Below are 15,652 nucleotides of genomic sequence, written 5' to 3'. Positions count from 1 at the left end.
GTCATGGGTCAAGAGTCCACGCTCGCACAGCAGAGGGCCCTGGAGCAGGCGCTCTTCGTCATCGAGAAGCTCGAGGCCAACGAGCGCGCCCGCGCCGAGCCCATCGCCATCGTGGGCATGGGCTGCCGCTTCCCTGGCGCGGAGGACCCCGAGGCCTTCTGGCGGCTGCTGCACCAGGGCCAGGAGGCCGTGGGCCCCATCCCCGCGGACCGTTGGGACGTCGAGTCCTACTTCGACCCCGACCCGGAGCGGCCCGGGAAGATGTACACCCGGTCCGGCTCGTTCCTGAAGCATGTGGATCAGTTCGATCCGCTCTTCTTTGGCATCTCTCCCCGCGAGGCCGCGAGCCTGGATCCGCAGCAGCGGCTGATGCTGGAGGTCTGCTGGGAGGCCTTCGAGAACGCGGCCCAGGTCCCCAGCCGCCTCGCGGGCAACCGGATCGGGACCTTCGTCAGCATCGGGCAGAGCGACTATGCGCTGTTCCAGCTCCTCTCTCCGGACCCGACCCGCATCACCGCGTGGGCGGGGACCGGGAGCGGACTGAGCTTCGCGGCCGGGCGGCTGTCTCATGCCTTGGGACTCCAGGGCCCGAGCCTCGTGGTGGACACCGCCTGCTCCTCTTCGCTGGTGGCGGTCCATCTGGCCATCCAGAGCTTGCGCAACGGAGAGTGCCGGCTGGCGCTCGCCGGAGGCGTGCAGCTCATCCTCGCCCCGGAGGTGATGCTGTTCCTGAGCCGGGCCCGCGCCCTGTCGCCGGACGGCCGCTGCAAGACGTTCGACGCCTCGGCCGATGGCTACGGGCGCGGCGAGGGCTGCGGCGCGGTGGTGCTCAAGCGGCTGTCGGACGCACTCCAGGACGAGGATGAGATCCTGGCGGTGATCCGCGGCTCCGCGGTGAACCACGACGGGCCCAGCAGCGGGCTCACGGTGCCCAACGGACTGGCCCAGCAGGCGCTGATCCGCCAGGCGCTCGAGATCGCCCGCGTCGCCCCCAGCGAGGTGAGCTACGTCGAGGCCCACGGCACCGGAACGCGGCTGGGAGATCCCATCGAGTTCGAGGCCCTGGGCGCTGTCTTCGGCCCCGCGCACTCTCCGGAGCAACCGCTCTGGGTCGGCTCGGTGAAGACCAACATCGGCCACCTGGAGCCCGCGGCCGGCATCGCCAGCCTGATCAAGGTCGCCCTGGCGCTGCGCCATGGAGAGATTCCGCCGCACCCGAGCTTCGAGCGCCCGAGCGAACACATCCCCTGGGATCGCTTCCCCCTCCGGGTGCCCACCTCCCCCATCCCGTGGGACAGGCGTGGCAAGCGGATCGCGGGGATCAGCGCCTTCGGGTTGAGTGGAACCAACGCGCACCTGGTGCTCGAAGAGGCGCCAGCGAGGCCCGCGCGCCCGGTCCCCACTCCCCGGGCCTCCCTGCTGATGCTGTCGGCCCGGAGCCCGGAGGCCCTGGATCAGCTCGCGGAGCGCTTCCAGCACCACCTCATCGCGCACCCGGAGCTCTCCGCGCACGACGTCTGCTACAGCGCGAGCACCGGACGCGCCCACTTCCCCTACCGCCGCGCCGTCGTTGGCGCGTCCGCGGCGGAGCTGGCCCAGGAGCTCGCGCGGCGCGCCTCACGCAATGGCAGTCCCCCGGAGCAGTCCGCGCACCTCACCGGGGACGGGCAGGACGAGCCACGGCGGCTCCTGTCCAGCCTGGGCGCGCTGTACGAGCGTGGGGGTGAGGTCTCCTGGGCTTCGCTGCCTGATGCGGCGAAGGGCCGGCGAGTCCCGCTTCCCACCTATCCCTTCCAGCGCATGCGGTACTGGTGCGACCCGCCCACCCGACCGGCAGCGCGTCCCGCGTCCAGCGTGGCGTCGCCCATTCCTGGCCGGCGTGTGCACTCGCCGCTGATCGGCCAGACCCTGTTCGAGAGCCGGATCGGCGTGGAGGAGCTGCCCTTCCTCAAGGACCACATCGTCTTTGGAGAGGTCACGGTCCCTGGCGCCAGCCATCTGGCCCATGTGCTCGCCATCTCCGCGCAGGTGCATGGCGGGCGGGGCAGCGTGCTCGAGCACGTCTCCTTTCCCCAGGCGCTCGTGCTGCCCGAGGGCAGGAGCCGCGACCTCCAGGTGGTGCTGAGTCCCGAAGGCACCGCGAGGGACAGCTTCACCGTGCTGACGCTCGAACCCGACGCGGACGGAGCGCGCGTCGAGTGGACTTCCCACGCGACGGGCCGCGCGCGGGCAGCGAGCGCCCATGACACCGACGGGGCCGCGCTCGAGCGGCTCCCGCTCGCGGAGCTGCGTGCGGGCTTCACCGAAGCCCTCGACCCTGGCTCGTTCTTCAGCTCCATCCGCCGTCGAGGAATCGACCTTGGGCCAGGCTTCCAATGGCACCGGGCGCTGTGGCGGCGCGGCCAGGAAGCCCTCGGCCGCATGGAGGTGCCCGAGGCACTGACTCCAGAGGAGCGCTACCCGCTCCACCCTGCCCTGCTGGACTCCTGCTTCCAGCTCTTGCTGGCGGCGCTGACACCCGACGCGTCCGGCGAGCTGCCGACGTTCGTTCCCTTCAGCATCGAGCGCCTGCGCCTCCATGGCCGCCCCACGCACTTCCCGCTCTGGTGCCATGTGCGGCTGCGCCGGGCGGAGAGCCGCACGGAGGAGACGCTGGTGGGAGACATCCGCCTCGTCGACGCGCGGGGCCAGGAGATCGCCGAGGTCGACGGCTTCGTCGGCCGCCGGGTGAGCCCCGAGCTGCTGCACGGACTCCAAGGCCGGGAGCGCGACTGGCTCCATGAGATGACCTGGGAGCCCGCCGAGCCGTCACCGCGCCCTGCTTCCCCGCGCGAGCCCGGCCGCTGGCTGATCCTCGCGGACCCAGGCGGCGTCGGCCTCCGGCTCGCGGAGGAGCTGCGCGCGCGGGGTGAGGCGTGCGTGCTGCTCTTCGAGCGCGCGGGCCCTCACACCGAGGGACCGGATCGACTCGTGCTCGACCTGTCGGAGCCACGGTCCGCCGAGCAGCTCCTCCAGCGCCTCGTGCGCGAGCACGCACCTCGGGGGCTCGTCCACCTCTGGAGCCTGGACGCCCATGTCGACGAGACTACCTCGAGCGACACCTTGCGCGAGCTGCACCTGCGCGGCTGCGGGAGCGTGCTCCAGTTGCTGCGCCTCCTGGTCGCCGGGGAAGGCGTGTCCCCTCCCAGGCTGTGGCTTGGCACGTGCGGCGCGCAGGTGGTCGGCGCGACGCGCTCGCCGGTGGAGCCCGCCCAGGCTTCCGTATGGGGCCTCGGGCGAGTCCTCGCGCTCGAACACCCGGAGCTGCGGTGCGTGCGCTTCGACCTGGGACCCACCCGGACACGGGAGGACCTGACCGCGCTGGCGCTGGCGCTCGTGGAGCCGGACGAGGAGGAAGAGTTCGCCCTGCGCGAGGGCATGCGTTACGTGGCGCGGCTCTCCCCCGTGGCCCCGGCTGCCGGTGCACGGACCGTGGAGCTTCGCCCGGAGGCCGGCTACCTCGTGACGGGAGGGCTCGGCGCGCTGGGGCTGCACGTCGCACGCTGGCTGGTGGAGCGCGGCGCCCGGCACCTGGCCCTGGTGGGCCGTCGCGCCTCGACCCCTACCGCGGAGCAGCGCCAGGGGCTCGACGCGCTCGAAGCCGCTGGCGCCACGGTGCTGCTCCTGGAGGCGGACCTCTCCCGTCCGGACGCGGTGCAGGACCTCTTCACGCGGCTGGCCGACTCCTTCCCGCCCCTGCGCGGTGTGGTGCATGCCGCTGGGATCAATGACGACGGCGTGTTGCTGCAACTGCCCTGGGAGCGCTTCGAGCGCGCGCTGGCCCCCAAGGTGATGGGGAGCTGGCTCCTGCACGCCGCGACCCGGTCGATGCCGCTCGACTTCTTCGCGTGCTTCTCGTCGGCGGCCGCGCTCCTGGGCTCCGCGGGCCAGGGCAACTACGCGGCGGCGAACGCCTTCCTCGACGGCCTCGTGGCCTACCGCCATTCGCTCGGGCTGCCCGGGCTCGGCATCAACTGGGGGCCCTGGGCTGGCGCGGGGATGGCCGCCAACCTGGGCGTCCGCGACCGCGCCCGCTGGGAGAACCTGGACATCCGCGCCCTGACGCCCGCTGAAGGCATGCGGGCCTTCGAGGTGTTGCTCGCGTCGGAGCGAGCCCAGGTGGCGGTGCTCCCCCGCCAGCGGAGATCCCTCCCGGCCCACGGGGACGCGACTCCTCCGCCACGCTGGCTGTCGCGCTTCGTGCGCACGGCGCCAGCGCCCCAGGGGGCCTCGCCCGCGCAGCCGACGCGGACGCTGGAGGCACGGCTCGCGGGCCTGTCTCCCGAGGAGGCGGAGCGGGACCTGCTCGAGGTGCTTCAGGCCGAAGCGGCGCGGGTGCTCGGGCTGTCCGCGGGACAGGCCGCGCCCACGGACCAGAGCCTCTTCGAGCTGGGTCTGGACTCCCTGATGGCGCTCGAGCTGCGCAACCACCTGCAAGCCCGCGCCGGCAAGCCGCTCTCCTCGACCCTGCTCTTCGATCACCCGTCCATCAACGACCTGATGGCCCACTTGAAGGAACGGCTCTTCACACCGCGGAGCCCAGCCGCATCCACCGTCCCCCAGCAGGTCTCGAAAACCGCCCCCGCGCCGCGCGAGGACGTCGCTCAGCTCTCCGAGGGAGAGCTCGAAGCGCTCCTCCTGAAGAAGATCGCGTCGCTGGAGCGAAAGAGGTGAGCCGTCCGTGATGCCGCCCAACGCCCCCTCCCCGCTGCTGAAGGCCTATCTGGCCATCGAAGAACTCGAGGCGCGGCTCGCCGCCGTCGAGCAGGCCCGGCGCGAGCCCATTGCCCTGGTGGGCATCGGCTGCCGGTTCCCCGGCGGCGCGGTGGATCCCGACTCGTTCTGGGAGCTGCTCCGCGACGGGCGCGACGCGACGTCCGAAGTGCCCGCGGATCGCTGGCGCATCGACGACTACTTCGACGCGGATCCAGAGGCGCCCGGCAAGATGTACACGCGCCGGGGCGCGTTCCTGGACCGGGTGGACGCGTTCGACGCCGCGTTCTTCGGCATCTCGCCCCGTGAGGCGGCGAGCATGGATCCGCAACAGCGCCTCCTGCTGGAGGTGGCGTGGGAGGCGCTGGAGCACGCGGGGATCGCCCCCGACAGGCTGTCCGGCAGCAGGACCGGGGTCTACGTGGGCTTGATGGCCACGGACTACACCCGGCTCCAGGCGCAGCAGGTGGCGGCCGACGCGCTCGACCCCTACGGGGGCACGGGCACCGAGCTGAGCTTCCCCGCGGGCCGGCTCTCGTACCACCTGGGCCTCCAGGGGCCGAGCATGGTGGTGGCCACGGCGTGCTCCAGCTCGCTGGTGTCCGTGCACCTGGCCTGTCAGGCGCTGCGGGCCCGCGAGTGCGACCTGGCGCTGGCCGGCGGCGTCAACCTGATGCTGTCGCCGGACATCTCCCTGCTGCTCTCCCGGATGAGGGCCCTCTCGGCCGACGGGCGGTGCAGGACCTTCGACGCGGCGGCGGACGGCTACGGCCGTGGCGAGGGCTGCGGCGTGGTGGTGCTCAAGCGCCTCTCGGACGCGGTGGCGGGCCGCGATCCCATCCTGGCCGTGCTCCGGGGTTCAGCGGTGAACCATGACGGGCGGAGCGCCGGGCTGACGGTGCCCAGCGGCCCCGCGCAGGAGCGCGTGCTGCGTCAGGCCCTGGAGGCCGCGGGGCTCGGTCCCACCGAGGTGGACTACGTCGAGGCGCATGGGACTGGCACTTCGCTGGGCGACCCCATCGAGGTCCGCGTCCTCGCCGACGTCCTGTGCCCCGGGCGCGATGCGTCCCAGCCCCTGTTGCTGGGCTCGGTGAAGACCAACCTCGGGCACCTCGAGGCCGCGGCGGGCATCGCGGGGCTGATCAAGGTCGTCCTCTCCTTGCGGCACGGCGAGCTGCCCGCGCACCTGCACCTCACCCGGCCCAACCCGCACATCCCCTGGGACACGCTCCCGCTGCGCATCCCCGTGAAGCACACGGTCTGGCCCCGACAGGACCGACCGCGCACCGCCGCCGTGGCCTCGTTCGGCATGAGCGGCATCAACGCGCACGTCCTCGTGGAGGAAGCGCCAGCCGCCTTGCGCATGGCCCCCGCCCCCGAGCAGCCGTACCACCTGCTCACGCTCTCCGCGCACGCCGAGGATGCGCTGCGACAGCTCGCGGGCCGCTACGCGCGTCACCTGCCCCTGTCCGGCCACTCGCTGGGTGCCGTTGCCTCCACCACACGCTCCGGCCGCGCGCATCTGCCGCAGCGCCTGGCGCTCGTCGCGGCCTCCCCGGAGGAGGCATCGCGAAAGCTGGCGGAGGCCGCGGAGGGAACCCTCCCACCGGGCGCCCGCGCAAGGCGCGCATCGAGCGCCGAACGCCCGAAGATCGCCTTCCTGTTCACGGGCCAGGGCTCCCAGTACCCCGGCATGGGCCGTCAGCTGTACGAGACCCAGCCCACCTTCCGGAACGCACTGGAGCGCTGCGCTGGGCTGCTGGAGGGACAGCTCGAGCGCCCCCTGCTCGACGTGCTCTTCCCGGCCGACGGAGCGCGTGGACTCCTGGATGACACGCGCTTCACGCAGCCGGCCCTGTTCGCCTTCGAGTACGCCCTGGCGGAGCTGTGGCGCTCCTGGGGCGTGGTCCCCTCCGCCGTGCTCGGGCACAGCGTCGGGGAGTACGCCGCCGCCTGCGTGGCTGGCGTCTTCTCGTTGGAGGACGGCCTGCGGCTCATCGCCGGGCGGGCGCGATTGATGGGGGAGCTGCCGCGCGACGGGGAGATGCTGTCGGTGCAGGCCTCCCTGGAGGAGCTGGCGCCCAGGCTCGCCCGTCACGCGCACGCCGTCTCCATCGCCGCCGTGAACGGCCCGCGCAGCGTGGTGGTTTCAGGCCCGCGCGAGGTGGTGCGCGCGCTGGCGGAGCAGTGGGAGGCCGAGGGCGTGCGGACCCGGCGCCTGGAGGTCTCTCACGCCTTCCACTCGCCGGGACAGGACCCCATCCTGCGGGACCTCCAGCAGCTCGCGGCCCAGGTGTCCTTGTCGGCACCACGGCTTCGACTCGTCTCCAACCTGACGGGAGCGCTGGCGAGCCAGGAGCTCACCTCACCGGCCTACTGGGCTCGCCACGCCCGCGAGGCCGTCCAGTTCGCCGCGGGCGTGCGGACGCTCCATCAGCAGGGTTGCCGCGTCTTCGTGGAGCTGGGCCCGGCGCCCGTCCTCTCGGGACTGGGGGCGGGCTGTCTGGACGATGCGAGCGCGGCCTGGCTGCCCTCGTTGAACCCGAAGCGGCCAGACTGGCAACAGCTCCTGGAGAGCGTGGCGGAGCTCTACGTCCGAGGTGCCCCCCTCGATTGGGCCGGCTTCGAGCAGGACCCGGCGCGGCACCGAGTGGCCCTGCCCACCTACCCCTTCCAGCGCCAGCACTACTGGCTCTCCCCCTCCGTGGGGTCCACGCACGGCACCCCGGCCGCCAGCGCCGAGCCTTCCTCGCAGGTGGTGCGGTCCCTCGAACAAGGGGACGTCGCGCGCCTGTCGCGCATGGTCGAGGAAGCACAGGTGCTCACGCCCGAGGAGCGCGGCCTCCTGCCCAGGGTCCTCGCGGCGCTGGTCGAAAGGCACCGCGAACAGCGCTCCGAGCCTCCCTTCCAGGACTGGCTCTACGAGGTGCGCTGGAACCTCCAGGCCCTCCAGGGAACAACGCCGCCTCCCGACTTCCTGCCCTCCGTCGAGGCGCTGCGGGCCCAGCTGGACCCGCGCGTGTCCACGCTCCTCGGCCTTCCGGAGATCGCCCCCTACGAGTCCGGGTTGCGAGAGCTGGAGTCGCTGAGCGCCACCTTCATCCTCGAGGCCCTGCGCCGGATGAGCTGGCAGCCGCTCGCGGGAGCCCCTCGTTCCGCTGGGGCCCTGGCGGAGCAGCTGGGGGTGATCCCCTCCCAGCGTCGGCTCTTCGAGCGCCTGCTCGACATCCTCGTCGAGGAGGGAACCCTTCACAGGAGCGCCGACGGATGGGAGGTGCGGAGCCTGCCCGCGCGGCCCGACGCGCGTGGGCAGCTCGAAGCCACCGCGTCCCGGCACCCCTCGGTGCGGGCCGAGCTGGACCTGCTCGAGCGCTGCGGTACGCGGCTGGCGGAGGTGCTCCAGGGGCGCGTCGATCCCCTGCACCTGCTCTTCCCCGGAGGAGACTCGCGCCAGCTCGCGGCGCTCTACCGGAAGACCCCCGCCTCCCGGACGATCCACGCGCTGGTGCAGGACGCGCTCTCCGCGGTGCTCGAACGGCTGCCGCGGCAGCGCAAGCTGCGGATCCTCGAAGTCGGCGGGGGAACCGGCGCGACGACCTCCTACGTGCTGCCCCTGCTCCCCGCGGACCGCGCCGAGTACACCTTCACGGACCTGTCTCCGCTCCTGACCGCCCGCGCGGCGGAGGAGTTCGCGGCGTACCCGTTCGTGCGCTACCAGGCGCTGGATCTGGAGAAGGATCCCGCGTCCCAGGGGCTCGCCGCGGGCGCGTACGATCTGGTGCTCGCCTCCAACGTCCTGCACGCCACGCGCGACCTCCGCGAGTCGCTGCGCCACGTGCGCACGCTGTTGAGTCCGGGGGGCCTGCTGGTGGCGCTCGAGGCCACCGAGCCGACGCGGTGGATCGACCTGACCTTCGGGCTCACCGGCGGTTGGAACGGCTTCGTCGATACCGACCTGCGCACTCGACACCCGCTGCTCTCCGCGGAGCAGTGGCGCGGTGTCTTGCGTGAGTGTGGCTTCTCCGAAGCGGCGGCGCTTCCCCTGGAGCACGAAGGCCTCGCCGTCCTCTCCCGGCAGGCGGCGCTCCTGGCGCGGGCGGACGCGCGGGTGGACACCGCGGTGACATCGAAGCCGCGGCGGCGCTGGCTGCTGCTGGTGGACGCGGGCCCGCTCGGCGAGGCCCTGGCGGCACGACTCCGGCGACAGGGTGACGCGTGCCTGTTCGCCCATCCCGGAGAGCGCTTCGAGCAGCTGGCTCCGGACGCGTTCCGTGTGGACCCCTCCAACCCCGCGGACCTGCGGCGCCTCGTCGAGTTCGCCCAGGCGGCCCCGACCGGCGACACCGCGCCCATGCAGCTCGGCGGTGTGGTGCAGCTCTGGAGCCTGGGAGCAGCCCCCGCCGAGGCACTGGATGAAGCGCTGCTCGAAGCGGCGGCGCTCCGCTCGTACGCGGGCACCCTGCATCTGGTCCAGGCCCTGGCCCGCACGCCCATCGCGACACCGCCCGCGCTGTGGCTGGTGACTCGCGGCGCGGTTCCCGTGGGCCCGCGGCCGGATGTCCCGGGGCTTGCGCAGTCCCCGCTCTGGGCGCTGGGCAGGGCCATCGCGCTCGAGCACCCCGAGCTGCGCTGCACCCGGGTCGACCTGAAGCCGGGCGAACATCCTCCAGAGGAGGAGGCCCAGGCGCTGCTCGAGGAGTTCACCTCGGGACAGGAAGAAGATCAGGTGGCCTGTCGCGCGGAGGGGCGGTTCGTGTCGCGACTGGCGCGCCACTCCCTCGCACCGGCCGCAGCCGTCCGCTTCCGCGACGACGCCACGTACCTCATCACGGGCGGACTGGGCGGGCTGGGGCGGCGGGTGGCCCGGTGGATGGTGGAGCGAGGGGCACGGCACCTGGTGCTCGTCGGCCGCCGCGCCACCGGACCCGAGGCGGACGCGGTCGTGGCGGAGCTGGCGCTCGCGGGGGCTCAGGCGCGCATCCTCCAGGCCGACATCTCCCGGGAGGAGGAGGTCCGCCGGGTGCTGGAGCACATCCGCGCGCACCTGCCCGCGCTGCGCGGAGTGATGCACGCGGCCGGAGTGCTCGACAACGGGCTCTTGAGCCAGCTCACCTGGGAGCGCTTCTCCCAGGTGCTCGCGCCCAAGGTGCGGGGCGCCTGGCACCTCCACACGCTCACGCGCGGGCTGCCCCTGGACTGCTTCGTGCTGTTCTCCGCCTCGGCGGCCCTGCTGGCCAACCCCAGCCAGGGCAACCATGGCGCCGCCAATACCTTCCTCGACATGCTGGCCTGGCATCGGCGGGCCCAGGGGTTGCCCGCGCTGAGCATCAACTGGGGCGGCTGGGCGGAGATTGGCGCCGCGGCTTCGGCCGAAGCGGTGGAGCTGCTGCGCAAGAAGGGGCTGGGGATGATCGCCCCGGAGCAGGGGCTCGCCGCGCTGGAGCGGCTGTTCTCGAGCCCCGTGCCCCAGGTGGGCGTGGTGCCCGTGGACTGGGCGAGGTTCCTCGACGGCGCGGGTCGGCTCCCGCTGGTCCGGGACTTCGCGGGGATGGCCCCTCCCCCGGTGGCGGCGACGGTCGGGATCCTCGACAAGCTCCAGTCGGCGCCGCCCCACCGCCGGCGCGCGCTCCTCGGGGAGCACGTGCGCGGACAGCTCGCGCACGTCCTGCGGCTCGACGGCAGCCGGCCCGTTGACGCGGATCAGGGCTTCTTCGAGCTCGGGATGGACTCCCTCACGTCGCTCGAGCTGCGCAATCGCTTGCAGGGGAGCCTGCGGCTGTCACTGCCGGCGACGCTGACCCTGGACTACCCGACGCTCGACACGCTGACGGGCTTCCTGGCGTCCCAGCTGGGCACGCCCGAGTCCGTGCCTGTGTCCGGCGAGCGACGCGAGGAGACGGCCGCCCCGGACCCGGTACCAGGGCTCGAGGTGGAGGCGCTCTCCGAGGAGGAAGCCGAGGCGAGGCTCTTGAAGCAGCTGGAGACGTTGCGGTTCTGACGCAAGCCCCGGGACGAATGAGGTCGGAGGACATGGTCGAACGAGCCGAAACGAGCAGTGCGCTGTCTCCGGTGAAGCGGGCGCTGAGCGCCCTGGAGGACCTGCGCGCGAAGCTCGATGCCGTCGAAGCGGCGCGCCGCGAGCCCATCGCCATCATCGGCATGGGCTGCCGCTTCCCGGGCGGGGCGCGCTCGCCCGAGGCGTACTGGCGCCTGCTGCGCAACGGGGTCGACGCCATCACCGAGGTCCCCCCGGAGCGGTGGGACGCCGAGGCCTGGTACGACCCCGACCCGGAGACGCCGGGGAGGATCTCCACCCGCTTCGGCGGCTTCGTCGAAGGCATCCAGGACTTCGACGCGCCGTTCTTCGGCGTCTCGCTGCGAGAGGCGCGGAGCCTGGATCCGCAGCAACGCCTCCTGCTGGAGGTGACGTGGGAGGCGCTGGAGGACGCGGGCGTGGCGGCGGACTCGCTGGCGGGCAGCGCCACCGGCGTCTTCGTCGGCATTGGCGGCACCGACTACGGCCAGCTCCTCCTGGCGCGTGGGCCCGAAGAGATTGACGCATACCTGGGCACTGGCAACGCCCACGCGGTCGCCTCGGGCCGACTCTCGTACTGGCTCGGCTTGCAGGGCCCCAGCCTCTCCGTGGACACCGCGTGCTCCTCCTCGCTCGTCGCGGTGCATCTGGCGTGTCAGAGCCTGCGTAGTGCCGAGTGCCGGATGGCGCTCGTGGGCGGGGTGAGCCTGCAGCTCCTCCCGGAGTTCTCGGTCAACTTCTCCAAGGCCCGGATGCTGGCGCCGGACGGGCGCTGCAAGACCTTCGACGCCGCGGCCGACGGCTACGTCCGCTCCGAGGGCTGTGGGGTCATTGTCTGCAAGCGGCTGTCCGATGCCCGAGCGGATGGAGATCGGATCCTCGCGGTCATCCGCGGCTCCGCGGTGAACCAGGACGGGCGCAGCAGCGGGTTGACGGTCCCCAACGGCCCCGCCCAGCAGGCCGTCATCCGCAAGGCGCTCGAAAGCGCGTCGGTCGCGCCCGGGGCGGTGTCCTACGTGGAGGCGCACGGGACGGGCACGTCGCTGGGGGACCCCATCGAGGTGCAGGCGCTGGCCTCCGTCTTCGGCGAGCGCCCCCGGGGTGAGCCGCTGTGGATCGGCTCGGTGAAGACCAACCTCGGTCACCTCGAGGCCGCGGCCGGGATGGCGGGGCTCCTCAAGGTGGTGCTCGCGCTGAGACACCGAGAGCTGCCGCCACACCTGCACTTCCACCGCCCCAACCCGCTCAGCGGTCCGTGGGAGCAGCTTCCCCTGGCGGTGCCGACCCAGTGCACCCCCTGGAACAGCGGTGACAGCCATCGCGTGGCGGGGGTGAGCGCCTTTGGCTTCAGTGGAACCAATGCCCATGTGGTGCTCGCGGAGGCCTCGGAGCCAGGGCCCGTCCCTGGGTCCCCGAAGGCGGAGCCCGCGCCGGAAGTGTCGCGTCCCCTCCACCTGCTGACGCTCTCGGCACGCTCCGAGGAAGCGCTCCGTGCGCTGGCCGACCGCTACGAACGACACCTCGCGGAGCACCCCGATCAGTCCCTGGCCGACGTGTGCTTCTCCGCCAACACCGGCCGCGCCCACCTCTCCCACCGCGCGGCGCTCACGGCCGCGACCCCAGCGGAAGCGCGCGAGCAGTTGGCCGCGCTCGCCCAGGGACAGGTGCCCGCTCACGCCAGCCGAGGCCTGAGCGGCAACCGTCCTTCCGTGGCCTTCCTGTTCACGGGGCAGGGCTCGCAGTGCGAGGGCATGGGACGGCGGCTCTACGAGGCACAACCCGTCTTCCGGAAGACGCTCGAGCGCTGCGCGGCCCTGTTGGAGGGACAGCTCTCCGTGCCCCTGCTCGAAGTGCTCTACCCGGCCCCAGGGCAGCGCTCACCGCTTCACGAGACGGCCTACACCCAGCCCGCGCTCTTCTCGCTCGAGTACGCGCTGGCGGAACTCTGGCGGTCCTGGGGCGTGGTGCCCACCGCGGTGATGGGCCACAGCCTGGGGGAGTACGTGGCGGCCTGCGTGGCGGGCGTGTTCAGCCTGGAGGACGCGCTGCGGCTCGTGGTTGCGCGAGGCCGCCTGATGCAGGCGCTCCCGGAGGACGGGGCCATGGTGGCGGTGGAGACCGGCCCCGCCCATGCCGCGTCCATGATGGAGCGGTGGAAGGACGAGGTGTCCATCGCCGCCATCAACGCCCCGGCCAGCGTCGTGCTCTCGGGGCGTCGCACGGTCATCCAGTCCCTCACCGCCGCGTTCCAGGCCCAGGGCCTCCGGATCCAGCCGCTCACCGTCTCGCACGCCTTCCACTCGCCGTTGATGGAGCCGATGCTCGCGGCCTTCGAGCAGGTCGCGCGCGGGGTCCACTACGCCCAGCCCACCCTCGACTTGATCTCCAACCTCACCGGGGAGCTCGCGGGCCCGGAGATCGCCACGCCCGGCTACTGGACGCGCCACGTGCGCGAGCCGGTGCGGTTCGCCGACGGCATGCGGACCCTGCACCAGCAGGGTCATCTGGTCTTCGTGGAGGTCGGCCCCAAGCCCACGCTGCTGGGCCTGGGTCGCCAGTGCCTGCCTGAATCCACGGACGCGCTCTGGCTCCCCAGCCTCCGTGCTGACCGGGACGACTGGCGTCAGCTCCTCACCAGCCTGTGCGCGCTGTACACGCGCGGAGGAGCGGTCGACTGGCGTGGCTTCGATCGGGGCCTCGCGCGGCGCAAGGTGCCGCTGCCCACCTATCCGTTCCAGCGACAGCGCTGCTGGTACGAGGAGTCCCAGCGCCCTCGAAAGCGCGAAGCCAGGGGCACGCCGAGCGCTCCGTCCACCTCGCGCATCGTGGAGCTGCTGGAGCGCGGAGACGTGGATGGACTGAGCCTGGAGCTGGAACGATCCGGCCCCCTCGCGCCGGAGAAACGCGCGCTGCTCCCCGACCTCCTGCGGCTGCTCGTCCAGCGGCACCGCCAGGAGCAGGTCGGTGGTGTGCTCGAAGACGGCTGCTATCGCCCGAGCTGGAGGGAGTCAGACCGACCCACGCGCGACGCATCCGCGAGCGTCCCTGGCCTGTGGCTCGTCCTCGCGGATCGAACGGGCGTCGGCGAAGCGCTCGCTGGATTGCTTCGGGCACAGGGGCACTCCTGTCTCCTGGCGTCGCAGCCCCCACCGGACACAGCGGCCTCGGAGCTGGAGCGCCTGCTGGTCACGGCGCGCGAACCTGGGCGCCCTCCCCTCGTCGGGGTCCTCCACCTCTGGGGCCTGGACGCGCCCATCCTCGATGAAAGAGGCGCGACGCCGGAGGAGGACTTCGGACGGTGCGGCGCACAGGTCTTCCACCTCGTGCGCGCGCTCGTCGGCGCTCGGAGCCTCGCCCCGCTTCCCCGGCTCTGGCTCGTGACACGAGGGGCCGTGTCGCTCGAAGAGCCCTCGCGGGTCGCGCTCTTGCAGTCGCCGCTGTGGGGCATCGGACAGGTGCTCTCACGCGAGCACCCGGAGCTCTGGGGCGGGCTCGTGGATCTCGACCCCGCGGCACCGGGGCGTGAGGTGCACGCCGCATGGGAATCGGTGCAGGCCCCCGGTGGTGATGACCGGGTGGCGTTCCGCCAGGGGCGCCGCTACGTCTGCCGGCTGGAGCGCATCCGTCCGCCCAGCTCCCGCGTGCGCTCCCTGCGCGCGGACGGCACCTATCTCATCACCGGTGGACTCGGCGCCCTGGGGCTGCGCGTCGCGCGGTGGATGAGCGAACGGGGCGCAGGAGCCCTGGTCCTCCTGGGCCGTGGCTCGCCGGACTCCGCCACCCAGGAGTCCCTGGAGCGACTGCGCGAGGCGGGCACCCGGGTCCACGTGGCGCAGGTGGACGTCACCGATGCGGGCGCCTTGGGGCACCTTCTGGAGTCGGTGCGCGCCACCCTGCCCCCCTTGCGCGGGGTCGTCCACGCCGCGGGCATCGTGGACGACGGGATCCTCCTCCACCAATCGGAGGAACGGCTCACGCGCGTGATGGCTCCCAAGGCGCGGGGCGCGTGGAACCTGCACCTGCTGACGCGCGGCGATCCGCTCGACGCCTTCGTCCTGTTCGCCGCCGGCTCCGCGCTCCTCGGCTCGCCGGGGCAGGCCAGCTACGCGGCGGCCAACACCTTCCTGGACGCGCTCGCGTGGCATCGCCGCGCGCTCGGGCTGCCAGCGCTGAGCCTGGACTGGGGGCCGTGGGCGGAGGCGGGCATGGCGGTCGATGCGCGCTACCGCTCCCGTCTGGAGGCGCACGGCCTCACCCCGCTGTCCACGGAGGAGGGCCTTGGCGCGCTCGAGCGGCTCTGGGACCAGACGTCGCCCCAGGTGGCCGTGCTGCGGGTGGATTGGCCCACCTTCCGGCAGCAGCTCCCGGGCGGGCGCATGCCCTTGCTGGCGGCGCTGGACGCCGCCGCGCCGAAGGAGGCTCCTCGAAAGGACTCGCTCCTGAAGCAGCTCGATGAGGTGCCCGACAGCGACCGGCTCGCGCTGCTGACGCGGCACGTCCGCGAGCTCGCGGCGCGGACCCTGGGGCGTGAGTCCTCGCATCCCCTCGAGCTGGAGCGAGGCTTCACCGACCTGGGCATGGACTCGCTGCTCGCGCTGGAGCTGCGCAAGGGACTCGAGACCAGCCTGGGGCGCCCGCTGCCGCCCACCCTCGTCTTCGAACACCCCACCATCTCGCAGCTGGCCGCCCACCTTCATCGCGAGTGGGTGTCCGGCAAACCGCCTCCCTCCACCGGCGCCCCCCACCGCTCCGAGCCGCGCTCGGACACGCCGCCTGCCTCCGCCGCCCTCGTCGAGCAGCTGTCGGAAGAGGAAGTCGAACGACTCCTCCTCGAGAAGCTGGCCAGGCTTTGAGTTCCGGGACCCG

General features: G+C 72.7%; 3 protein-coding genes. All 3 read left to right on the top strand.

Annotated features, from left to right (window positions below; all coding sequences use genetic code 11):
• Nucleotides 1-3 precede the first annotated feature (3 nt).
• Genes FOF48_RS25905 through FOF48_RS25895 form a run of 3 tightly spaced genes read left to right on the top strand, consistent with a single transcriptional unit; the run spans nucleotide 4 to nucleotide 15,639 of the window.
• The gene (locus tag FOF48_RS25905) at nucleotides 4-4,713 is read left to right on the top strand and encodes an SDR family NAD(P)-dependent oxidoreductase (RefSeq protein WP_143905692.1); all 4,710 of its coding nucleotides are present in this window, start codon (nucleotides 4-6) and stop codon (nucleotides 4,711-4,713) included.
• A gap of 10 nt (nucleotides 4,714-4,723) precedes the next feature.
• Entirely contained in the window at nucleotides 4,724-10,750 is a 6,027-nt protein-coding gene (locus FOF48_RS25900) for a type I polyketide synthase (protein WP_255442723.1), read from the top strand.
• Between the two features lie 32 nt (nucleotides 10,751-10,782).
• Nucleotides 10,783-15,639 carry a type I polyketide synthase gene (locus tag FOF48_RS25895; RefSeq protein ID WP_143905688.1) on the top strand — a complete coding sequence of 1,619 codons (4,857 nt, stop codon included), beginning with the start codon at nucleotides 10,783-10,785 and terminating at the stop codon, nucleotides 15,637-15,639.
• Nucleotides 15,640-15,652 lie beyond the last annotated feature (13 nt).

Origin of the sequence: Corallococcus sp. Z5C101001, assembly GCF_007352635.1 — a bacterium.
In the GTDB taxonomy this organism is placed as follows: Bacteria; Myxococcota; Myxococcia; order Myxococcales; family Myxococcaceae; genus Corallococcus; species Corallococcus silvisoli.
The sequence above is the reverse complement of the archived record's forward strand: the minus strand, read 5'-3'. Positions and strand labels throughout refer to the sequence as shown.

What these genes read in the sequence shown, in the direction of transcription:
- FOF48_RS25905 (WP_143905692.1), top strand. Translation starts at nt 4, where the DNA reads ATGGGTCAAGAGTCCACGCTCGCACAGCAGAGGGCCCTGGAGCAGGCG.
- FOF48_RS25900 (WP_255442723.1), top strand. Translation starts at nt 4,724, where the DNA reads ATGCCGCCCAACGCCCCCTCCCCGCTGCTGAAGGCCTATCTGGCCATC.
- FOF48_RS25895 (WP_143905688.1), top strand. Translation starts at nt 10,783, where the DNA reads ATGGTCGAACGAGCCGAAACGAGCAGTGCGCTGTCTCCGGTGAAGCGG.